Raw genomic sequence first — 21,962 nt, forward strand, 5'->3', positions numbered from 1 at the left:
GACCGGCGCCCGGTGCGGTCGTTTGTTCGGGTGGGAGGAGTGGGAGGTGGCCCGTCCGGATAGGCTGGACGGATGACGCGTGCCGAGCAGCCAACGGCCGGAAACCCGGCCCCCGACGAAGCCCTGGTCGCAGATTCCCGAGAGCGTGCCGTCCGCGCCTTGCTGCGCGTACCGCAGTTGAAGCGGCTGTGGAGCGCACAGCTCGTCGGCAGTGTGGGCGACGCGCTCGCCCTGCTCGTCCTGGTGATTCTCGTCCTCCAGTCCGCCATCGTGGAAGGCGCCTTCGGAGGCGGCTACCGAGGCGTGGCCTTCGCCATCACCGCCGTCTTCGGAGCGCGCGTCCTCGCGACGCTGCTCTTCGGAGCGGTACTGCTGGGACCGCTGACCTCCCTCACGTCACCGGGGGGCCCGCTCGACCGGCGCTGGACCATGATCGGCGCCGACGGCGTGCGCGCCGCCCTGCTGGTCGTCGCTCCGCTGTGGATCGACTGGACCCCGGACAACGCCCTCGCGGTGCTCCTGGTGACCTCCTTCGTGGCCGGCGTCGCCGAGCGGTTCTGGACGGTCTCACGGGAGAGCGCCGCGCCCGCCCTGCTGCCCGCCCCGCCCCCGGAGGGCGCGACGGTGCGGCCGCTGCCGGACCACCTGGACGCGCTGCGGCGCCTGTCCCTGCGTACGGGATTCGTGGCGCTGCCCCTCGCCGCCGCCGTGCTCGTCGCGATCACGCTCGTCGGCAACCTTCTGGGCGCCGGACTCGACTGGTTCGCGGAACACCAGGCGGGACTCGCCTCGTTCCTCGCCGCCGGGCTCTTCGCCGGGTCGATCTCCATCGTGTACTTCCTGCGGCTCCCCGGTACGCCGACGCCACGCGCGCGTAGCCCCCTCGAAGGCCTGCGCCGGCCCCGCACCGGCACCGGCACCGACAAGGGCCGTACCGGCGCCATCCCGCTGTTCGTCACGGCGTGCGCCGCCGTCGCCGCCGCCATCGCCGCGGCCGTCGCCGTCGCCGTGCTGCACGCCAAGGACCTCGGCGGCGGGCCCGTCACGTACGGCCTGATCGTCCTCGCCCTGACCGGCGGCACCGTCGTCGGCATCCGTACCGCGCCGTCCCTGCTGACCTCGCTCTCCCGCCGTCGGCTCCTCGCGCTCGCCATCGCCCTCACCGGCGTCGCGCTGCTCGCCGCGGGCCTCGTGCCCGACGTGACGACCGTCCTGCTGCTCCTGGCCCTCGCCGGTGTCGCCGCGGGCGTCGCCGCGAACATCGGGCACGCGCTGCTCGACCAGGAGGTCGAGGACTACCGCAGGGCCCGCACCACGGCGCACCTCCAGGCCGTCGTACGCCTCGTCGTCGCGCTCAGCGTGCTGGTGGCCCCCGTGGTCGCCGCCCTGATCGGGCCGCACCGCATGGTCAACGGCAAGTTCGTCTTCGACCACGGAGGCGCCGCCTTCACGCTCATGCTGGTCGGCGCGCTGCTGCTGCCGGTGGCCGCGCTGGTCCTCGCCAAGGCCGACGACCGGCAGGGCGTACCCCTGCGGCACGACCTGCGGGACGCGCTGCGCGGCGACGACCCGGTGCAGGCGGCCTCCACCACCGGATTCTTCATCGCCCTGGAGGGCGGTGACGGCGCCGGGAAGTCCACCCAGGCCGAGGCGCTCGCCGAGTGGATTCGCGCCAAGGGCCACGAGGTCGTCGTCACGCGCGAGCCGGGCGCGACGCCCGTCGGCAAGCGGCTGCGGTCGATCCTCCTCGACGTCTCGTCGGCCGGCCTCTCGCACCGCGCGGAGGCGCTGCTGTACGCCGCCGACCGCGCCGAGCACGTCGACACGGTCGTACGGCCCGCCCTGGAGCGCGGTGCCGTCGTCATCTCCGACCGGTACATCGACTCGTCCGTCGCCTACCAGGGCGCCGGCCGCGACCTGTCGCCCACCGAGGTCGCCCGCATCAACCGCTGGGCGACCGGTGGCCTGGTGCCGAACCTGACGTGCCTGCTCGACGTGTCGCCCGAGGCGGCCCGCGAGCGGTTCACCGAGGCGCCCGACCGGCTGGAGTCGGAGCCCGCGGAGTTCCACGCGCGCGTGCGGTCCGGTTTCCTCACGCTCGCCGCCGCCGACCCGGGCCGCTACCTCGTCGTCGACGCCTCGCAGGAGCCGGAAGCGGTCACGACCGTGATCCGGCACCGGCTCGACCTGGTGCTGCCGCTCTCCGAGGCCGAGGTGAAGGCCCGGGAAGAGGCCCGCAAGGCCGCCGAGGAGGCGGCGCGGCGCAAGGCCGAGGAAGAGGCCGCGCGCAAGGCCGAGGAGGAGCGCCTGGAGCGCGAGCGCCAGGCGCAGCTCGCCAAGCTCCGGGCCGAGGAGGAGGAGCGCAAGCGGCGCGAGCTGGAGGAGGCCCAGCGCCGCGAGGCCGAGCGGCAGGCCGAGGAGGCCAGGAAGCGTGCCGAGGAGGCGCGCCGCAAGGCCGAGGAGGAGAAGGCCAGGCTGCTCGCCGAGGAGAAGCTCAGGGCGGCCGAGGAGGAGCGGCGCCGCCGGGAGGCCGAGGAAGAGGCGCGGCGGCGGGCCGAGGCGGAGCAGCGCCGCCTGGAGAAGCAGCGGAAGGCCGAGGAGGCGTTGCTCCGGGCGGAGGAGGCGCGGAGGATGGCCGCGGCGGCTGCGGAGGCGGCTGCGGCGCCGGTTGCGCCTGTTGTCTCCGCGGCGCCTGTTGTGCCTGCGGCGCCTGTGGCGTCGGGTAAGCGGGCTGGGGCTTCCGGGGCAGCTGGAGGGGCTGGGCCTGCCGGGTCGGCTGGGGCGGCTGCGGGCTCTGGGGCTTCCCAGGGCGTCGGGCTGTCGAAGGCTTCGGGGAGGTCCGCAGGGGCCGAGTCCGCCGAAGCCGCGGGGTCCGCCGAGGCTGCGGGGTCCACGGGGGCCACTGGGTCCGTGCCGCCCGTGCCGGACAACGAGACCACCGTGCCCACGCCGGTCGTGGCGCCGCCGCCCTCCGGAGCGGCCGACGAGACCGCTGTGCTGCCGCAGGTGCGGCCCGACGGCCCCGGGCCGGAGGACACCGCGGTGCTGCCGCAGCCGACCGTTCCGGGAGCCACGGACGACACCGCCGTGCTGCCGTCCGTCCGCGAGGGCCGCGCCGACCTCGACGACAAGGTGCCGCCGGGCTACTTCCGGGACGAGCGCCCGGCGACCCCCGAGGGCGCCAATGAGCGCACCCGGGAGCTGCCCCAGATCAACGAGCAGGGCGTACCGGTGCGGCCCCGGCCCGAGTGGGCCGAGGAGACGCCGCAGGACGACATGCCGACTCTGGCGGACGAACTGCTGGGCTCGCACGACGAGGACGACGTAGACGCAGCCGCAGAGGCCGAAGCCGGCCAGGGTGAGGGCGATGGCCGACGCGGGCGTCGGGGAGGCCGCAGGCGTTGACCGTGAACGCCGGAGCCGGTCGTCGGCGCCGGATCGTCGTGCCGGATTGTCAGTGCCGTGTCCCACAATGGGCAGTCCGGCGAGAGCGGTGCAGAACAGCGCCGCGCAATGCAGAGCAGTGCCGTGCGGAGCGGTGCGGCAGCGTAAGGCGGTGACCCCATGAGCGTGTGGGACGACTTGGTGGGCCAGGAGCGGGTGAGCGAGCAGCTGAGCGCCGCCGCTCGGGACGCCGACGCGCTGGTGACGGCGGTCGCCGCCGACACGCCCGTGCCCGACTCGTCGAAGATGACGCACGCCTGGCTCTTCACGGGCCCGCCCGGCTCCGGACGGTCCACGGCCGCGCGCGCCTTCGCCGCCGCACTCCAGTGCACGAGCCCGGACCGCGCGCTCGGCGGCGCCCCCGGCTGCGGCTTCTGCGACGGCTGCCACACCAGCCTCATCGGTACGCACGCCGACGTCGAAGTGGTGCGCACGGACCTGCTCTCCATCGGCGTCAAGGAGACCCGTGACCTGGTCCGGCGCGCCCAGCTCTCGCCCGCGGTCGGCCGCTGGCAGGTCATCGTCCTGGAGGACGCCGACCGCCTCACGGAAGGCGCGGGGAACGTCCTGCTTAAGGCCGTCGAGGAGCCCGCCCCCCGCACCGTGTGGCTGCTCTGCGCGCCCTCCCTTGAGGACGTGCTGCCGACCATCCGCTCCCGCTGCCGGCACCTGACTCTGCGTACGCCTCCGGTGGACGCCGTGGCCGACGTGCTCGTACGCAGGGACGGCATCGAGCCGGAAGTCGCCGCCGCGGTGGCGCGCGCCACGCAGGGGCACATCGGCCGCGCCCGGCGGCTCGCCACCGACCCACGCGCGCGTGAGCGCAGGGCGGCCGTCCTGAAGCTGCCCCTGCGCGTGCAGGAGATCGGCGGCTGCCTCAAGGCCGCGCAGGAGCTGATCGACACGGCGTCCGACGACGCGAAGCAGGTCGCCGAGGACGTCGACACCAAGGAGACCGAGGACCTGAAGGCGGCGCTCGGTGCGGCGCAGGGCGGCCGGATGCCGCGCGGCACAGCCGGTGCGATGAAGGAGCTGGAGGACCGCCAGAAGCGCCGCAGAACTCGTACGCAGCGCGACAGCCTGGACCTGGCGCTCATCGACCTGACCGGGGTCTACCGCGACGTCCTCGCCCTCCAGCTCGGCTCCCGCGTGGCCATCGCCAACACCGAGGTGCAGGACATGCTGGAGCGCATGGCCCTCGGCACCTCGCCGGAGTCCACGCTGCGCCGCATCGAGGCGATCGGCGCCTGCCGCACGGCCCTCGACCGCAACGTGGCACCGCTGCTCGCGGTGGAGGCGATGACGGTGGCGCTGCGGGCGGGGTGACGGCGTCCGGCTGCGCGTAGCCGCACACGCACCATCACCCGTACGAGTACCCGTGGTGCACACGCTGTTACGCATCCTGTGCCCACAGTTACTCTCGCGTGATGGACATCAGTCGTGACAGCCGTCGCCACCGCCGCCTCTCCCTCCGCACGTGCGGCACGCTGCTCGTGGCCACCGGCCTGCTCGTCTCGGGCTGCTCCTTGGGAGCCTCGACGACGGACGTCTCCATGGCCGCCCTGCCCCGCTCGACCCCCGCGGAGCTGGGCCCGTACTACGACCAGAAGCTGAGCTGGCGCGACTGCGGTGTCGCCGGCTTCCAGTGCGCCTCCATGAAGGCCCCGCGCGACTACGACAAACCCGCGGCGGGCGACATCAAACTGGCGGTGGCCCGCAAGCACGCCACCAAGCCGAAGGCGCGGCTCGGTTCGCTCCTGGTCAACCCGGGCGGCCCCGGCGGCTCGGCGATCGGCTACCTCCAGTCGTACGCGGCGCTCGGTTACCCCGAAGAGGTCCGCGCCCGCTACGACATGGTCGCCGTCGACCCGCGCGGAGTGGCCCGCAGCGAGCCCGTCACCTGCCTCGAGGGCAAGGAGATGGACGCGTACACGCAGACCGACGTCACCCCTGACGACCAGCGCGAGACCGACGGACTGCGGGCCTCCTTCGAGGGCTTCGCGGCCGGCTGCGAGAAGCGGTCGGGGGCGATCCTGCCGCATGTCTCCACGGTCGAGGCGGCGCGGGACATGGACATCCTGCGGGCGGCACTGGGCGACGAGAAGCTGTCGTACGTCGGCGCTTCGTACGGGACGTTCCTGGGGGCGACGTACGCCGGGCTCTTCCCGAAGCGCGTGGGCCGTCTCGTGCTGGACGGCGCGATGGACCCCTCCCTGCCCGCGCGGCGCATGAACCGGGACCAGACCGCCGGCTTCGAGACGGCGTTCCAGGCGTTCGCGAAGGACTGCGTGGCGCTCGGCCGCGAGTGCCCGCTCGGCTCCCGGAGCCCCCACGAGGCGGGCAAGCGGCTGAAGCGCTTCTTCGACGAACTGGACCGCGCGCCGCTGCCGACCGGGGACGCCTCGGGCCGCAAGCTCGGCGAGGCGCTCGCCACGACGGGCGTGCTCGCCGCGATGTACGACGAGAGCGCCTGGCCGCAGCTCCGGGACGCGCTCACCTCGGCGATGCGGAACAGGGACGGCTCGGCGCTGCTGGGCCTCTCCGACAGCTACTACGAGCGGGACAGCGACGGCACGTACGCGAACCTGATGTTCGCCAACGCCGCCGTGAACTGCCTGGACCTGCCGCCCGCCTTCAGCACGCCGGAGGAGGTGAAGGAGGCGGTGCCCGACTTCGAGAAGGCCTCCCCGGTCTTCGGCGAGGGCCTCGCGTGGTCCTCGCTGAACTGCGCCTACTGGCCGGTGAAGGCCACGGGTGAGCCGCACCGCATCGAGGCGCGGGGGGCGGACCCCATCGTGGTCGTCGGCACGACCCGCGACCCCGCGACGCCCTACCACTGGGCGCAGGCCCTGGCCTCCCAGCTTTCCTCCGGCCACCTCCTCACCTACGAAGGCGACGGCCACACGGCGTACGGCAGGGGCAGCGCGTGCGTCGACTCGGCGATCAACGGCTACCTCCTGGAGGGCACGGCACCGGCGGACGGAAAGCGCTGCTCGTAGCGGTTCCGCGGGGGCGGGGGCCCGCTCCGGGAGGGGTGTGCGGAGCACCCCCGGAAACTGTGTAGACTTGGCCGCGTTGCTGATCGCACGATGGTGTGGACGGCGCGCCGCCTTAGCTCAGATGGCCAGAGCAACGCACTCGTAATGCGTAGGTCTCGGGTTCGAATCCCGAAGGCGGCTCAGCGATGAAACGGCAGGTCAGGCCGTTCGCGCACTGCCCGTTCGGGGAAGTCCCCGGGCGGGCAGTACGCGTTTTGTCGGAGCAATTGGCCGTAGATGTTCAGTGTCATGGACGCGTCCTTGTGCCCGAGCATCGTCTGTACGACCTTTACGTCGGCGCCGCCTTCACTGCCGGGTCGAACGTCCGGGAGCGGAAGTAGCGGAGCGGGCCGCACTCGGGCGCGGTCAAGAGTAGGGCGTCCGCCTTCCGGTCCTTGCTCAGGCCGCCCAGTTCCTCGGCGAACGAGGGGGGGCACGGACCGCTTCTCGGGGGTCCTCGCGGGGCGAGGCGCGGTAGCTCGTGGTTGTGGCAGGGGCCCACGGACACACGCTTCTGGCCCTGAATCGTCGGATACCGCAGCGGCGACATGCTGCGGCCCCATGACGATGCGTCTCGACCGTCGACTTCCCCAGTGCCGGTGATCTCGGCGGCTCCTCGGGCGTCATGAGGCAACAGGAGCGGCAGAGGGCTCACGTCCAGCGTCACGGCGAGCGCCGCGTCGTCAATGTCGACACGACGAACACCGCGCTCCTGCGTGCCGTCAGTGACCGCCCGTGTGCGTAGCTCGCGCCGTGCGCCGCGCTGGACCCAGCCGCCGAGACCGTCTGCGGCGAGTGGTCGCAGACATACGCCGGCAGAGCCGACGGGCACGCGCCCTTCGGTGGCCGGGCAGGTGAAGTCGATGGGCTGCGGCACGAGTTGGCCTGCCCTCGGACTGGCGGTGAACGAGGTCGCCACGGGGAAGCCGGTTCATCGGTGGCGAGTTGGGGTCACGGTCCGCTCCGGTGGGACTGCACCGGTGTGGGCAGTTCGCACGTTCTTGCGGTGTTCGGCTGGCCTTCAATTGCGGCCACCTGCGCATTTCCCCGGTCAGCGCCGAAGAGTTGGCGTGGGTCGCCCGCGGCCCGCCAACTTGATGAGTTGATCAATGAACGCCACGATGAGTGAATTGTCGAATCCTGGGAGGCATTGTGAACTTTGGGACCGTAGCCATCACCGGGGCGGCGGGCACGATCGGCTCGGCTGTGCGGGCAGCGCTTCGAGACGACGCGGAGCGCCTGGTCCTCATCGACTGCGTGCCGGTAGACCAAGAGGCCGAGAACGAGGACACTCGCACCGTGGACCTGCGCGACGCCGCCGCCGTGGAGGCGGCCATGGCAGGAGTCGATCGGGTGCTCCACCTCGGGGGAGTACCCGACGAGGCGCCTCTGCCCGACCTGCTCGAAGCCAACGTGCTCGGTACGCACCACGTCCTGGAGGCGGCTCGGCGCAGGGGGATCGAGCGAGTGGTGCTGGCCAGCAGCAACCGCGTGACCGGCTTCTACCCCACGGGCCACCTCACCGCGGTCCACGAGCCCGTACGACCTGACGGCCTCTACGGGGTGAGCAAGGCGGCCGTGGAGGCCCTCGGGCGCCTCTACGCCGACAAGTTCGGCCTCTCGGTGATCTGTCTGCGCATCGGCAGCTTCGAAAGCGCGCCCACCGAGCAGCGCCACCTGGCGACCTGGCTCAGTCCGCGCGACGCCGTCGGCTACGTCCGCGCGGCACTGACGGCTCCGCCCTCCACCCGCTTCGCCGTCACGTACGCAGTTTCAGCCAACACTCGCCGATTTTGGGATGTTCCGGAGCAGGCGGACTGGGCCTACAATCCTGTCGACGACGCCGAACTCCACGCCGGGACGATCCCCGGCTCGGATGTGCCGGCCGACTCCGCGGCGCCGCAGGGCGGACCGTACACCCTCCCCGCGGCGACCCTCAAACACCTGTGGCCCTGACGTGAACGTCCGGCGAACCGCTACCGGATAGGTGGTTGCGCAAGGGGTCCGCCGCATACGTCCGCGTCCACAAGACGCAGGTTGAGTGCGGGGGCTCCTGCCCAACACCTTCAGAGGGGCATGGTGTCGCACTGCCGCAGCAGGTCGCAGCAGGTTCAAGCATGTTGAGCCGCACGCCCGTCAATTGCTCGCCCCAAGCCGACGGTCGCCACTAGCGCCGTGGCCTGGCACCGCAACCTCGCAACTCGTCATCGCAAACCCGTCTGGTGAGATCGACCAGCGAGTACCCGGTCGGCGCCACCACTAACGCGTCCTTCGCAACACTGGTCCCGCCCCCCGGCGTTGCTGCTCAAGCGCGCCACATGCTCAAAAGATCAAGGTTGGGACGCTGTCAACTCGCCCCGCCCGCCGATCAGTCGGCACCGGACCGGCTCAGAGCGCGCCTGTCGTCGCGCCCCGCGTCCACGACTGCACGTCGGTCGGCCGGTCTTCGCGACCGACCGTGCGCTTCACGCCATCATCGCTAAGCGGAACGTGCGGCTTACTCCTTTCATGAGCACTATGTCCCCCTGGGCTGCGCGCCATTTCAGCCAGGGCCCATCGGCGAGATGCCGTCCGTCGCCCGGAACCCCCTTGAACCCGAACACGCGATCATGTTTGACTCGTTGGGTCGAAAACGACTCCAACGGGGGAGCGAATTCCAACATGAATCCGCATATTTCTGCGGGCTGCGCCATTCGTCGCAGCCGATCCCCTCTTATCGACTCTCATGGCGATTTCTACATGAACTGACGGGCCCTCTCAGGCCGGTCTCCTCATGTCTCGAACGTGCTGTGGCGCTTCATGCTGCGCCGAGGCGGATATTCCATTCTTCTGGGAGAGGGATTCACCTTGTCTGCTCAGCGAGTAATAAATCAGCGGAGTGAGAAGGGAGAGCTCGGCAAGGAAGAGATCAGCGGGGAAGCGGCCGTTGAGGCGACGATCGGCAAGGAAGCGCAAGCCGGCGACCTGGACCTCGACTTCAGCAAGCTCGACCGCGGAGTCCGCAAGCGCCTCAAAGAGCTCTGTGTGCTGGACAACTACCATGCCCCACTGGCATTGGTATTCGACTACGCGCTGGTGGCCGCATCGGTCTACCTGTGCGTAGGGATCTCGTACTGGTTCTATCCGATCTCCCTCATCTTGATCGGATCGACGCAGCGGGCGTTCGTCAACCTCCTGCACGAGTCCTCACACAAGGTCCTCGCCAAGAACGGACGTCTCAACGTCATATTGGGGACGTTCTTCTCCGGTTACACGGTGCTTCACCTGTACAACCCCTACCGGAACTCCCACATCGGGTTCCACCACCGTTACCTGGGTGATCCCGACAAGGACCCCGACTACGAGTTCCACGTCGGCGTCGGAATCTATGACCACCAGGTATCCGACAAGAAGTTCTTCCTCAAGAACATCGCCCTCGCGGTGTGCGGCATGAGGACCCTCGAATACGTCTCCTACGTCGTCCGGGACCGTATTCTCTTCAACCCGAAGAACGTCGCGGTCTCCATGCCGGTCCGCCTGTCCACCGAGCGCGTCGTCCTGCTCCTGCAGTGGGCCGGCATCATCGGCGTCTGCGCCTGGCAGGGCTGGCTGCTCGAACTGGCGCTGTTCTGGTTCGTCCCGCTCTTCACCACGGCGATCGCCATCGGCTGGCTCTCGGAACTCGCCGAGCACTACCCGCTGCCGGAGAGCGAGAACAAGCAGATCCTCATGACCCGCAACCGCCACGGCTGGGCCATCGAGCGCTTCCTGCTGGGCCGGCACCACGACAACTACCACCTGGTGCACCACCTCAACACGGGCGTGCCCTTCTGGAACATGAAGCGGGCCCACCACGTCCTCCTCGAGGACCACGCCTACGCCCGCTGGGACGGTCTGTGGGCGGGCATCCTGACCCGTACCAAGGGCCGTGAGAACCAGGAGACCCTGATCAGCTACGCCTCGAAGTACCGCGCCTGGCGCCGAGACGGCGGGGACCCGGCCGCGGTCGACGGCAACGGAACCTTCGCCGAGGCGGCAGCTCTCGCCCGGAGCGTCACCACTGCCTGAACCGACCGAGGGGCTTGAGGGGCTTGACGGGCCCGAGGGGCCGAAGCCGCCCGAGCCCCCCGGGCCAGGCCCCCGCCGAAGCCCGCCCCGCCCACCGCTTCACGTGAGAGGACCCGCAATGAACCACGTCGTGGACGCCCAGGCCGCGGCCGCTCTGGACCCGGCCCTGCTTCACCTCGCCACCAGAGGTCTCAAGCAGCTCGCCGCCGACACCCGCTGCCGTTCCGCCTTCGTCGACGACCCGCTCCTCGCCTCCCTGCTCGCCCCCGCCGCCCGCCGCTACATCGTCGCGGCGGACCGGGCGGAGCTGTTCACCCGCCTCCCGGTCCTGGAGGCCAAGGGCTACACGACCGGCGTGGAGTTCGTGGGCGAGGAAGCGCGCGACGCGGGCGAGGTCCGCGAGGTGATGGACGAGTACGCCGCGCTGATCGACGACCACCTCGGCGCCGGCCTGAAGCACCCCACCCAGCTGGGCTTCGACCTCTCCAACGTCGGCTCCCTCATCTCCCCCCAGACCGCCGCCGACAACACCGCCGCCCTGCTGCGACAAGCCGCCCCGCAGGGCATCGGCATCCTCATCAGCATGGAGCGGTCCTCCCTCGTGGACGACATCCTCACCGTGTTCAAGGGGCTGGCCGAGGACCACGAGAACGTCGCCCTGACCATGCAGGCCCATCTGCACCGCACCGAGGCCGACCTCGCCACCGTTCTGCCCCTGGGGCGCAAGCTTCGCCTGGTGAAGGGCGTCTACAACGAGTCGCCGGACGTCGCCCTGCCCCGCGGCCCCGAACTGAACGATCGCTACGCTCAGCTCCTGGAGCGCGTCCTGACGCACGGCAACCCCGTCGCCGTCGCCACCCACGACGCCACGCTCCTCGAACTCCTCGATGAGCGTGGCCTGTTGGAGCGCGTCACGGAAATCGAGATGCTGCACGGGTGTCGGCCGCCGCTGCTGAAGTCGTACCGTGAGCGTGGCATACCCTGTCGGGTCGCCACGGTCTACGGGCAGAACTGGTGGCTGCACTTCTTGCACCGCCTCGCCGAATACCCGCCCGCCGTCATGACCGCCCTGGCCGATCTGTACGAGCCGGAGCGGGTCCGCTTCGGAACCGAGTACTGACCCGCGCCGCATCCCGACCCGCGCACGTCGCAACATCGCGAAAGAAGGTAGCTCCTTGTCGTCCACTCCGCCCGTAGCGGCCATCGTCGACGGTTACTCGACCGGCAACTTCCTGCCCGCCGCCTTCACCAGGCTCGGGGCCCAGGTGGTCCACGTCCGCAGCACCCCGGAGTGGATGACGTCCATGCTGCTGCCCGACATGGACTCCTACGTCGGTGATCTCGTCTTTCACGACGAGGAGCAGATCGTCAAGGAGCTCGGCCCGTACAACGTCAGCGCCGTGCTCGCCGGACAGGAGCCCGGGGTGCCCCTGTCCGACCGGCTCAGCGAGCTCGTCGGCACGGTCGGCAACGGCTCCCGGCTCTCCGCTGCCCGCCGCGACAAGTACCAGATGATCGAGGTGCTGCGCGAGGCCGGCCTGCGCTGCGCCGACCAGTTGAAGAGCTCCGACCCGCAGGCCCTGGTCGACTGGGCCGAGGAGCGCGGCGAATACCCCGTAGTGATCAAGCCGCTCAGCTCCGCCTCCACCGACGGCGTCTTCATCTGTGGCTCGGCCCAGGAGGTGCGCTCGGCCGCCGAGGAGGTCCTCGCCTCGCGCGACATCTTCGACCTGCCCAACCGGGAAGTGCTCATCCAGTCCTACCTGGACGGCGAGGAGTACATCGTCGACACCGTCAGCCACGACGGCCACCGCTTCGTCTGCGGCGTGTGGAAGTACGAGAAGACCCTCACCAACGGCAAGAACGTCTACGACAAGGACGTCCTGATGCCGGCCGACGCTTCGCCGGTGCCTGAGCTCATCGCGTACGTCGACGAAGTCCTCAAGGCCATGAACATCCGGTTCGGGCCCACCCACACCGAGGTCAAGATGACCTCCGACGGCCCCGCCCTGGTGGAGATCGGCGCCCGCCTCAACGGCAACATGCACCCCGACTTCCACCAGATCTGCCTCGGCCACAACCAGGCCGACCTGATCGCGCTGTCCTACCTGCGGCCCGAGGAGTTCCTCCGCCGCTACGGCGACGGCGTCTACACGCGACGCCAGCCCGCGGTCGTCTACAACGCCCCCAGCGTGCAGGAGGGCGAGGTCCGCGCGATCGATGAGGACGTCGTGCGCGAGATCGCGGCCCTGCCCACCGTGTTCCTGCCGAGCGTGAAGGTGAAGCCGGGCGGCCGGGTGCGCCGCACGGTGGACCTCCTCACCAGCCCCCTGCGGATCTTCATGACCGGGGTCACCGATGAGGCCGTCCTCACGGACTACCGGAAGATCCAGGAACTGAAGGACAAGGTGTACCTGCTCTGATGCTGCGCACCACTCTGCGCGCCGTTCGCGGGCTGGCTCCCGAATTGCGCACGCTGTTCATCACCACGCTGCTCTTCAGGTCCGGGACGATGGCGTTCCCGTTCCTGGCCGCGTACCTGGTGGCACGGGACGACTACTCCGCAGGACAGGTGGGTTCCATCGTCGGGGCGTACGGCCTCGGCGCCCTGGCCGCCGACCTGGCGGCCGGGCCCGTCCTGCGCTTCGTGTCGGCGCGCACGGTGATGATCGTCGGGCTGGTCGGCAACGCGGTGCTGGTGGCGCTCCTGCCGTTCACCCACAGCGCCGTGATGCTGATCGTCGGCAGCCTCGTCTGGGGATTCTTCTACGAGGCGTTCACGCCGGCGGCGTACGCGGAGACGGTGCGCCACTCCCGGGAGGAGGACCGCAAGGTCGCCTTCTCCTGCAACCGCCTCGCCATCAACGTGGGCATGGGGATCGGGCCGGCGCTGGGCGGACTCGTGTTCGCCTGGCGCCCGATGGGGCTGTTCTTCATCAACGCCTGCGTCGTCCTGGCGACCGCGGTCTACCTCACCCTCAGGACGACCTCCGGAGGGGAGGCCGCCGACGAGGGGAAGACGGTGCGCGGACGTCTCGTGGCACCCACGGTGAAGGGCGAGACGCGGTTCTGGTCGATCTTCCTGCTGGCGCTGCCCATCCACCTGGCGTACGCGCTGCCGCCGACCTTCCTCAGCGCGTACGTGATCCACGAGCGGGGCCTGCCCAGCTACTGGGCGGGCACCATCTTCTTCGTCAACGCGGTGGCCATCGTGTTGTTCGAGGTGCCGCTGAACACGGCGATGCGGCACATGAGCCACTTCGTCTCGCTGCTGGCCGGTTACGCGCTCGCGGCCTCGGGCTTCGCGCTGATGGGCCTGTCGACGTCGGGTCCCGCGCTCATCGGGGCGACGCTGCTCTGGACCGCCGCCGAGATGATCGTCTTCCCGGCGCTGCTCCACTACGTCAGCGAGGTGTCCGACCCCTCCGTCACCGGCCGCAACATGGGCCTGTACTCGGCGGGCGTCAATGTGGGCCTGATCGCCATGCCCCAGCTGAGCCTGATGCTCACCGACGGCGGAGGCCCGGCCGCGAGCCCGTGGTACCTGGTCGGTGCCGCCCTCGGAGTCGCACTCGTACTGATCGTCGCCGTACGCCGCAGTTCGTACCTCTGGCTCACCGAACCCGAGGCGAAGACCGCAGACATCTCCTGACCAAGGGGTCCACGCATGCCTGTCCACTTCAACAACGCGGGCGCCGGCCTGATGCCCGCGGCGGTCACGCGGGTCGTCACCGACTACCTCGCCGAGGAGACCGACAGGGGATCCTACGAGACCGAACAGCGCCACGCGGACACCCTCGAACGCGAGGTGTACGCAGCGCTCGGACGCGTGATCGACGCGCCGGACGACGACATCGCCCTCTTCGACAGCGCCACGCGCGCCTGGTCCTCGGTGGTTCCCCACATCCCCTTCGCGGCCGGCGACCGCGTCTGGGTGACCCCCTACGAGTACGCGGGGAACCTCATCCTCTGGACGGAGCTGCGCCGCCGCCTGGGCCTGCGCGTCGAGGTCGTGCCGGTCCTGCCCGACGGCGACCTGGACCTGGACTGGATGAGCACGCGTATCGGCGACGACGTGGCCTTCGTCTCCGTACCGCACGTGCCGTCCGGCTGCGGGATCGTCACCCCGGTGGAGGAGATCGGCAAGATCCTCGCCCCCTGGCGGTGCTACTACGGCGTCGACGGCTGCCAGTCCGTCGGCCAACTTCCGGTATCGGCGCAGGAGATCGGCTGTGACCTGCTGGTCGGCGCGGGGCGCAAGTTCCTGCGGGGGCCGCGTGGCACGGGTTTCGCCGCCGTCAGCCCCCGGCTGCGCGAGGCCGTCGCCCTGCCCTTCCACGACCTTCACATCGCGGACATGACCGGCGCCGACACCTACGAGGTGCGCACCACCAGCGCCCGGCGGCTGGAGTACGCCGAACGCTCCACCGCCGGCATCATGGGCCTCGAAGCGGCGGCCCGCCACCACCTGTCCCGTACGGACGACGGTCCCGGCCCGGTCAGCGAAGCGGTGCGCGAGGCGATCGCCGGGCTGCCGGGGACCCGGCTCCTCGACCCGGGCACCCGGCACGCCTCGATCGTCACCTTCGTGCACGACCGGGTGCCCGCGAGGGACGTCCGGGCCGCACTCCACACCGCGGGGGTCAACGTGTGGGTCGCCCAGGGCAGTCACACGCCCCTGTACATGGACGCGGCCGGCGTCGAGGAAGCCGTGCGTGTCTCGCCGCACTACTACAACTCCATGGTCGAGGTGGAGACATTCGCCCGAGTCCTGCGGGACGTGCTGCGCTGACCGCGCGAAGGTTCCACCGTCTCCGTCATGGAGACGCCACGACAGACCAGACCATCGAAGCGAGGAGACCCAGTCATGCCCGCCGAGGTTCGGGAAGCAGAGGAACGGCAGCGAGTCCTCGAGTTCGTCACCCACGTCATCGAAGACGTCGTCGGCATGGAGGACGTCGGCGAGATCAATCTCGACACGTCCGTCGGACCGGAGGGGCTCGGACTCGAGTCCATCGGCGCCCTGGAGGTGGCCGTCCAGCTCGAAAGGGAGTACGACATCGAATTCCCCGATGAAATGCTCCAGTTGCTGCTCGTCGGAACGCTCGGGGAGTTCATCGACGAGGTCATCAAGAAGCGCTCCACCGCCGGCGCGGAGAGCAGTGGCCCCCGATGATCACGACCCAGGACATCCGGAGGATCCTCGTGGACAGCCGCACGCTGGCCGGCGTCGAAGCCGTCGCGGACGACACCGAGATCACGGTGGACTCCTTCTCCCTCGCCTGGCTCAGCCACAGCCTGAAGGACGAGTTCGGCATCGAACTGGACCTGCGGGAAGCCCGCGCCGAGGCCTTCTCCAGCATCAACCGCATCACGGCCCACGTGAACGAGCTGACCGCGAAGGCCGCCGCTTCCGGGGAGACACGATGACCGCGTCGCGACGCGTCGTCGTCACCGGCTTCGGGGTCTTCACCGCCTTCGGCTTCGGCGAACAGGCCCTGCTCGACGGCGCGTTCGCGGGCCGTCACGCCTTCCGCGACGTCAAGCGCTTCGACACCGCGTCGTTCCGGTGCGCCTCCGCCGCCGTGTACGAGGGGGACGGCCCGCCGGTCCCGGGGGTCGACTTCACCGACGACGCGCCACCGCGCCAGCACGACGTGCTCCTGGCCTGCTCCCGCGCCGCGATCGGGATGGCGGGCATCGCCCCGGCAAGGATCTCCGGCGCGCTCGTCGGCAGCCAGGGCGACTACCGCCCGATCTCCCGGTACTGGCGCTCGGTGGTAGGCGCCGCCGAGACGCCCGAGACGTCCTTCCTCCCGGACAGCGTGCCGGGCCAGCTCGCCCACGGCCTCGCCGGCGCACTGGGCCTGGGCCCTCTGCGCCTGACCTTCACCAACGCCTGCGTCGCGTCCGCCGACACCGTCGTCCACGCGAGCCGCCTCATCAGCCGGGGCCGGGCCGACGCGCTGCTGTGCGGCGGCTCCTACCTGGTGGAACGCGAGCTGTTCGCGAAGTTCGACTCGGCGCGCGCGTTCGCCAAGGACGGCCACGTACGTCCCTTCTCCAAGGACCGTACGGGCCTGCTGCTCGGCGACGGAGTGGCGTGCCTGGTGCTGGAGTCCGAGGAGAGCGCCCTCGCCCGGGGGGCCGAGGTGCTGGCCCGCGTCGCGGGCTGGGGCATCGCCTCCGACGCCTACCACGCGAGCCGTCCGCACCCCGAGGGCCGCGGCACCGCCCAGGCCATGGAGACCGCACTGCGGGTCGCCGACCTCGGCCCGGAGGCGGTGGACTACGTCAACGTGCACGGCACGGGCACCCCGTCCAACGACACCTCCGAAACCGCCGCGCTGCGCCGGGTGTTCGGCGAGCGGGCCACCCACGTGCCCGTGAGCTCCACCAAGTCGACGACGGGGCATACCCTCGAAGGGGCCGGAGCGGTCGAATCCGTGATCACCCTGCTCGCGCTGAGGCACCAACTGCTGCCCCCCACGGCGAACTTCTCACTGCCCGACCCCGAGTGCGACCTGGACTACGTGACCGAAGGGGCCCGCGCAGCGGACATCGGACGCGCCTTGACCACGAACTCCGCCTTCGGCGGCGTCAACACGGCACTCCTGTGGGAGCGAGCATGATCGACACGCGGACGGAACACCTCCTGGTGGCGGAGGCACTCGTCGTCCCTTCCGGCATCGAGGCGGGCCCTCTGGCCGTCGAGCCGTCCGGGACACGCCGGGTGCCCGGCTTCGTCGAGTCCGCCTTCAGCCCCTTGGTCAAGGCAGCGGTCGACCGTTGCCTGGCGGACGTCGTGGACGGCGACACTCTGGGCGAGCCGGGCGCCCGCATGGGCCTGGTCCTGGTGACGTTCCTCGGCGACACCACCACCTCCGACCTCGGCAGCAGACTCCTGGAATCCGGCCAGGTGGCCAACCCCCTGCTGTTCTACCAATCGGTGCCCACCACGATCCTCGGCGTCATCGCCCGCGACTACGCCATCACCGGACCGACGACCTGCGTCGCCCTGCGGGGCGACGTGCGCTCCGAGGCCCTGGACCTGGTGGACACGGTCCTCGACGACGGCATGGACCAGGTGCTGCTGATCGCCGTCGAACTGGAGACGGCCGAGGGGCGCCCACTGGCCGCCCACGCCCGGCTGGCACGGGACGGCGAGCCGCTGGCCGCACCGTCCCGTACCGACGCGGCCGTGGCGTTCCTCTTCCGGCGTGCGGACACCACCCCGGAAGGGACGGGGACCGCGGTCCCCGTCTCCGGTCCGGACCCCGCCGCCGACCTCTCGGTCTTCGGCAGCCTCGCCGGTCTCGTCCAGCTGTACGCCACCGTGCGCGCCGCACGTGCGCAGGACAGCACGGACGCCGTCGACGTCGACATCGAATCCGCCCTCGGCGCAAGGCAGTTGCGCGTACGGCTGGAGGAGGCCCGGTGACCGGCTCGACCGGGCCCGGCGGCGCGCGAGGGCGCCTGGACGGCCTGCTGACCCGCGCCGCGCTGACCCACCCGGAGCGCCCCGCCCTGGTGGACGGCGACCGTGCGTGGACGTACGCGGAACTCGACGCCGCGGTAGGCGACCTGGCCGACGGGCTCGCCGCCCACGGGGTCGAGCCCGGCGACCGGGTCGGCGTTTTCATCCCCAAGTCGGCCGACGCGGTGCTCGCGATCCACGCGGCCCTGCGTGCCGGGGCGGTCGTGGCACCGCTGGACACCCGCAACCCGGCGGCCCGCACCCGCCGCATGATGCGCCAGGCCGGCCTGACGGCGCTGCTCGCCACCGACGCCTCCCGGCCCGGGGCCGTCGAGGCCGCGTCCGACACGGCGGAGCCGCGTACCGAGGTTCTCGCGGGGGGCGTCGAACTGCTGCGCGTACGGGACGCGCCACCCGCCGGGCCGCTGCCGGAGGCCGCGTGCGAGGGCGGGTACGTCCTGTTCACCTCGGGCAGCACGGGTACGCCCAAGGGCGTGCTGCTGTCCCACGGGAACGTCACGCACTTCGCCGAGTGGGCCGCGGCGGAGACGGGGCTGCGGCCCACGGACCGGATCGGCTCCCAGGCCGCCCTGACCTTCGACCTGAGCACCTTCGACCTGTTCTCCGCCGCCGCCGCGGGCGCCTGCACGGTCCTGATGCCCGAGCGGCTCAAGGCGTTCCCCGCCGACGTGGTCGACTGGCTCGGCACCCGGCGGATCAGCGTGCTGTACGCGGTGCCCTCGCTCTACGTCGGCCTGCTGGAACGCGGCGGCATCGCCGAGGCGTCCCTGGCCGCGCTCCGCGTCCTGCTGTACGCGGGGGAGCCCTTCCCGCCCGCGGCCCTGGAGCGCTACCTGCGGCTCGCCGGCGACCGGCCGGTCTACAACCTCTACGGCCCGACCGAGACGAACGTCTGCACCTACCTCCGCGTCCCCGGGACGTGGACGGCCGCGCAGCCGGCGACGGTCGGGCGCGCGGTCCCCGGTGACACCGTGGAGGTGTTCGACGAACACGGCCGCCCCACTTCCGGCCAGGGCGAGATCCACGTCGCCGGCGCCACCGTCTTCCTCGGGTATCTACAGGACGGCGCCCTCGTCGACCCGGCCCGGCAGGTCCGTTTCCGTGACGGCGTGGTGCGCCGCGCCTACCCCACAGGGGACCTCGGCCGGTGCACCGACGACGGCGAGTTCGTCCTGCTGGGCCGCAAGGACGTACAGGTCAAGCGGCACGGATACCGCATCGACCCGGGCGAGATCGAGAGCGTGCTGTGCGACGCGCCTGGAGTGAAGGCGGCGGCGGTCGTCGCCAAGGGCGGTGCGCACGAGGGCGAGCTCTGGGCGTACGTACAGGGCACGCTCCCCGAGCGGGAGGCCCTCATGCTGCTGCGCACCGAGCTGCCCCTGTACATGGTGCCGGACCGGGTGGTCACCGTCGCGGCCCTCCCGCTCAACGACCGCGGGAAGACCGACCGCCCGGCGCTCGCTGCACGGTCCTGGACCGACCTCCCGCAACCGGCGCCGGACTCCCCGGCACTCAAGGAGACAGGGTGACCCTCCCCGACGACTTCGACGAGATACTGGACCGCGCGCACGAGGTGGGCCGCAAGATCGCGGCCCTCGCCGCCGACGTGGATGACCGCGCGGGCGACCCGCGGGGGCCCTACCGGCTGCTCGCCGAGGCGGGCTTCCTCAGCCTGCTCGTCCCCCGCAGGGCGGGTGGGGCCGGGCTGGGGTTCGCCGACTACTGGCGGGTGCTGTCCGTCATCGGGTTCCACAACGGCGCGGCGGCGCTCGGCCTGAACATGCACAACGCCGTCATCGGGCCGCTGTGCGAAACGGCGGACCACCCACTGCCCCCGCCGGCGGAGGAGTTCCGCGCCTGGCTCTTCGCCGAGGTGGCGGAGGGCGGCAGGATGTTCGCCTCAGCTGCCTCCGAACCGGCCAGCGGCGCCAAGCTGCGCGGACTGCGCACGCGCTACCGGCGGCAGACGGACGGTACGGGATTCGTGATCACGGGCCGCAAGTCCTTCGTCTCCCTGGCCGGCATCGCCGACTACTACGCGGTCCCCGCCCGCCCGGAGGAATCCGAGGACCCGGGACGCGTCTCGCACCTGCTGGTGGCCCGCGACGACCCGGGCGTCACCTTCGGCGAGGTCCACCACCTCACGGCGATGTACGGGACCAGCACGGCCGACATGGCCCTGGACTCCGTCGCCGTTCCCGCGTCCCGGTTGGTCCTCGGGATCGAGGGCCTGTCCCTGACCAAGGTGATCCGCGAGCCGCACTGGATGGTCGCCGGCTACACCGGCGCCTACCTCGGGATCGCCGAGGCCGTGCGCCAGGCCGTCGTGGACCACGCCACGGCCTCGCCTGCCCGGGCGCGCTCCGCCACCGTCCAGCGCGACCTGGGGCTGCTCACCGCCCGACTGCACGCCACCCGCGCCTTGGTGGAGCGGGCGGGAGAGGCCGTAGACCGCGAACGCGGCGGCACCACTGCCAACACCCTCGTCCACGCCGCCAAGTACGCGGTCGCCGACCTCGGCCACGAGGCCGCGCGGATCGCCGTCTCGGTCTGCGGATCGGCCGCAGTCAGCAGGTCCCGGCCCATCGAACGGCTCCTGCGGGAGCTGCAGTACGGAGCGGTGATGCCGGCCAAGCCGGAGGAGTGCCTGGAGTACCTGGGCAAGGCCGCGCTCGGGGTGGACCTCCGCGACGAGGAAGCGTTCTCGTGGTGAGGCGGCACCCGTCCGCAGCCGCGTCCCCACCGACCCGTACACGAACGAAGGCACAGAGGTCATGACTCATGAGTGACGACGAGCAGGTGTTCGCGCACCCGATCCAGCCGCGGTTCTTCGAGATCGACCGCCAAGGCGTCATGTTCAACATGTGGTACCTCGCGCACGTCGACGAGGCCGTGGACGGCTTCTTCCTCGCGCGGGGGCTGCCGTACGACAGCTGGTCCGAGATGGGCGTCGACGTGCACGTCGCCCACGTGGAGATCGACTGGCAGGCGGGCATCGGGTACGGCGACCGGCCCGAGGTCCTCGTCAGCACCGCGCGGATCGGCAAGAAGAGCTTCACCCTCGACTTCGCCTTCCGCAAGGAGGGTTCCACCACCGCGACCGGCCGCATCGTCTACGTCGCCGTGGCCGCCGACGGCTCGGGCAGCACCCTGGTGCCCGAGCGCCTGGTGGCGGCCCTGGGCGACGTCGCGCCGCTGAACATCCCTGCCAAGGAGGGCTCGTGACACGGTCGGCACTGGTGACGGGCGGCAACCGCGGGATCGGCAGGGCCATCGCCGTGGAACTGGCCGCCGCCGGGGACACGGTGGCCGTGACCCATCGCTCGGGGCAGGCCCCGGATGGCCTGTTCGGCGTGCGGTGCGACGTGACGAGCAGCGAGGACGTGGATGCCGCCTTCACCGCCGTGGAGGAGCGGCAGGGCCCCGTCGAGGTGCTGGTGTCCAACGCGGGCATCACCCGGGACAAGCTCTTGGCGATGATGCGCGAGGAGGACTTCGAGGCGGTCCTCGACGCCAATCTGACCGGCGCCTACCGTGTCGCCAAGCGTGCGGCGCGCGGCATGATGAGGGCCCGCACGGGCCGGCTCGTGTTCGTCTCGTCCGTCGTCGCGTTCCAGGGGCAGAGCGGCCAGTCCAACTACGCCGCGTCCAAAGCGGGCCTGATCGGCCTCGCCCGGTCGCTCGCCCGGGAACTCGCCCCCTGGAACATCACCGCCAACGTCGTCGCCCCTGGCTTCGTCGACACGGACATGACGGCGGCGCTCAGCGACAAGGTCAAGGACGAGGCCAGGGAACGCATACCGCTCGGGCGCACGGCCGCGCCCGAGGAGATCGCGAAGGCCGTGCGGTTCCTGGCGGGACCGGACGCGGCGTACGTCACCGGGGCGGTACTCCCGGTGGACGGCGGCCTGGCGATGGGGTGGTGAGGGGAGCGG

Annotated in this window: 17 protein-coding genes and 1 tRNA gene; all 18 read left to right on the forward strand. The window is 71.1% G+C overall.

The genetic code is table 11. The annotated features are described in order from the left end of the window. Nucleotides 1–72 precede the first annotated feature (72 nt). The 18 genes from tmk (at nt 73) to fabG (ending at nt 21,953) form a co-directional block, all read left to right on the forward strand. Nucleotides 73–3,405 (forward strand): dTMP kinase, encoded by a 3,333-nt coding sequence (tmk, locus tag J2N69_RS20325; RefSeq protein WP_230902056.1) that lies wholly within the window; start codon nt 73–75, stop codon nt 3,403–3,405. 159 nt (nt 3,406–3,564) lie between these two features. Beyond that, nucleotides 3,565–4,770 (forward strand): DNA polymerase III subunit delta', encoded by a 1,206-nt coding sequence (locus J2N69_RS20330; protein ID WP_230902057.1) that lies wholly within the window; start codon nt 3,565–3,567, stop codon nt 4,768–4,770. A 101-nt stretch (nt 4,771–4,871) separates the two neighbouring features. Then, the gene (locus J2N69_RS20335; RefSeq protein ID WP_230902058.1) at nt 4,872–6,443 is read left to right on the forward strand and encodes an alpha/beta hydrolase; all 1,572 of its coding nucleotides are present in this window, start codon (nt 4,872–4,874) and stop codon (nt 6,441–6,443) included. Between the two features lie 106 nt (nt 6,444–6,549). Beyond that, nucleotides 6,550–6,623, forward strand: a tRNA-Thr gene (locus tag J2N69_RS20340). A 1,011-nt stretch (nt 6,624–7,634) separates the two neighbouring features. Continuing rightward, nucleotides 7,635–8,438: an NAD-dependent epimerase/dehydratase family protein gene (locus J2N69_RS20345; RefSeq protein ID WP_230902059.1), complete on the forward strand. Its 804-nt coding sequence runs from the start codon at nt 7,635–7,637 to the stop codon at nt 8,436–8,438. Nucleotides 8,439–9,329: 891 nt separating this feature from the next. Then, nucleotides 9,330–10,529, forward strand: coding sequence for a fatty acid desaturase family protein (locus tag J2N69_RS20350; RefSeq protein WP_230902060.1), 1,200 nt, complete (start codon nt 9,330–9,332; stop codon nt 10,527–10,529). Nucleotides 10,530–10,647: 118 nt separating this feature from the next. After that, entirely contained in the window at nt 10,648–11,649 is a 1,002-nt protein-coding gene (locus tag J2N69_RS20355) for a proline dehydrogenase family protein (protein WP_230902061.1), read from the forward strand. A gap of 55 nt (nt 11,650–11,704) precedes the next feature. Further along, nucleotides 11,705–12,952 (forward strand): ATP-grasp domain-containing protein, encoded by a 1,248-nt coding sequence (locus J2N69_RS20360; protein ID WP_230902062.1) that lies wholly within the window; start codon nt 11,705–11,707, stop codon nt 12,950–12,952. Next, nucleotides 12,952–14,181 carry an MFS transporter gene (locus tag J2N69_RS20365; RefSeq protein ID WP_230902063.1) on the forward strand — a complete coding sequence of 410 codons (1,230 nt, stop codon included), beginning with the start codon at nt 12,952–12,954 and terminating at the stop codon, nt 14,179–14,181. Before J2N69_RS20360 ends, J2N69_RS20365 begins: the two co-directional genes overlap by 1 nt. 15 nt (nt 14,182–14,196) lie before the next feature. Next, nucleotides 14,197–15,321: an aminotransferase class V-fold PLP-dependent enzyme gene (locus J2N69_RS20370; protein WP_230902064.1), complete on the forward strand. Its 1,125-nt coding sequence runs from the start codon at nt 14,197–14,199 to the stop codon at nt 15,319–15,321. A gap of 75 nt (nt 15,322–15,396) precedes the next feature. Beyond that, nucleotides 15,397–15,705 carry an acyl carrier protein gene (locus J2N69_RS20375; protein WP_230902065.1) on the forward strand — a complete coding sequence of 103 codons (309 nt, stop codon included), beginning with the start codon at nt 15,397–15,399 and terminating at the stop codon, nt 15,703–15,705. Then, nucleotides 15,702–15,959, forward strand: coding sequence for a hypothetical protein (locus J2N69_RS20380; RefSeq protein WP_230902066.1), 258 nt, complete (start codon nt 15,702–15,704; stop codon nt 15,957–15,959). The genes J2N69_RS20375 and J2N69_RS20380 overlap by 4 nt, the downstream gene beginning before the upstream one ends. Continuing rightward, a complete protein-coding gene (locus J2N69_RS20385; RefSeq protein WP_230902067.1) occupies nt 15,956–17,161 on the forward strand; it encodes a beta-ketoacyl-[acyl-carrier-protein] synthase family protein in 1,206 nt (401 codons plus the stop codon). Before J2N69_RS20380 ends, J2N69_RS20385 begins: the two co-directional genes overlap by 4 nt. Further along, nucleotides 17,158–17,970: a ketosynthase gene (locus tag J2N69_RS20390; protein ID WP_230902068.1), complete on the forward strand. Its 813-nt coding sequence runs from the start codon at nt 17,158–17,160 to the stop codon at nt 17,968–17,970. Before J2N69_RS20385 ends, J2N69_RS20390 begins: the two co-directional genes overlap by 4 nt. Continuing rightward, nucleotides 17,967–19,556, forward strand: a complete 1,590-nt coding sequence (locus J2N69_RS20395; protein ID WP_230902069.1) for an amino acid adenylation domain-containing protein — start codon at nt 17,967–17,969, stop codon at nt 19,554–19,556. The genes J2N69_RS20390 and J2N69_RS20395 overlap by 4 nt, the downstream gene beginning before the upstream one ends. Beyond that, the gene (locus J2N69_RS20400; RefSeq protein WP_230902070.1) at nt 19,553–20,740 is read left to right on the forward strand and encodes an acyl-CoA dehydrogenase family protein; all 1,188 of its coding nucleotides are present in this window, start codon (nt 19,553–19,555) and stop codon (nt 20,738–20,740) included. Before J2N69_RS20395 ends, J2N69_RS20400 begins: the two co-directional genes overlap by 4 nt. A gap of 68 nt (nt 20,741–20,808) precedes the next feature. Beyond that, nucleotides 20,809–21,252 carry an acyl-CoA thioesterase gene (locus J2N69_RS20405; RefSeq protein ID WP_230902071.1) on the forward strand — a complete coding sequence of 148 codons (444 nt, stop codon included), beginning with the start codon at nt 20,809–20,811 and terminating at the stop codon, nt 21,250–21,252. Further along, nucleotides 21,249–21,953 (forward strand): beta-ketoacyl-ACP reductase, encoded by a 705-nt coding sequence (fabG, locus tag J2N69_RS20410; RefSeq protein WP_230902072.1) that lies wholly within the window; start codon nt 21,249–21,251, stop codon nt 21,951–21,953. Before J2N69_RS20405 ends, fabG begins: the two co-directional genes overlap by 4 nt. Nucleotides 21,954–21,962: the final 9 nt, after the last annotated feature.

Source organism: Streptomyces huasconensis (assembly GCF_021028635.1).
GTDB lineage: Bacteria > Actinomycetota > Actinomycetes > Streptomycetales > Streptomycetaceae > Streptomyces > Streptomyces huasconensis.

What these genes read in the sequence shown, in the direction of transcription:
- J2N69_RS20370 (WP_230902064.1), top strand. Translation starts at nt 14,197, where the DNA reads ATGCCTGTCCACTTCAACAACGCGGGCGCCGGCCTGATGCCCGCGGCG.
- tmk (WP_230902056.1), top strand. Translation starts at nt 73, where the DNA reads ATGACGCGTGCCGAGCAGCCAACGGCCGGAAACCCGGCCCCCGACGAA.
- J2N69_RS20335 (WP_230902058.1), top strand. Translation starts at nt 4,872, where the DNA reads ATGGACATCAGTCGTGACAGCCGTCGCCACCGCCGCCTCTCCCTCCGC.
- J2N69_RS20385 (WP_230902067.1), top strand. Translation starts at nt 15,956, where the DNA reads ATGACCGCGTCGCGACGCGTCGTCGTCACCGGCTTCGGGGTCTTCACC.
- J2N69_RS20375 (WP_230902065.1), top strand. Translation starts at nt 15,397, where the DNA reads ATGCCCGCCGAGGTTCGGGAAGCAGAGGAACGGCAGCGAGTCCTCGAG.
- J2N69_RS20380 (WP_230902066.1), top strand. Translation starts at nt 15,702, where the DNA reads ATGATCACGACCCAGGACATCCGGAGGATCCTCGTGGACAGCCGCACG.
- J2N69_RS20390 (WP_230902068.1), top strand. Translation starts at nt 17,158, where the DNA reads ATGATCGACACGCGGACGGAACACCTCCTGGTGGCGGAGGCACTCGTC.
- J2N69_RS20355 (WP_230902061.1), top strand. Translation starts at nt 10,648, where the DNA reads ATGAACCACGTCGTGGACGCCCAGGCCGCGGCCGCTCTGGACCCGGCC.
- J2N69_RS20405 (WP_230902071.1), top strand. Translation starts at nt 20,809, where the DNA reads ATGAGTGACGACGAGCAGGTGTTCGCGCACCCGATCCAGCCGCGGTTC.
- J2N69_RS20365 (WP_230902063.1), top strand. Translation starts at nt 12,952, where the DNA reads ATGCTGCGCACCACTCTGCGCGCCGTTCGCGGGCTGGCTCCCGAATTG.
- J2N69_RS20330 (WP_230902057.1), top strand. Translation starts at nt 3,565, where the DNA reads ATGAGCGTGTGGGACGACTTGGTGGGCCAGGAGCGGGTGAGCGAGCAG.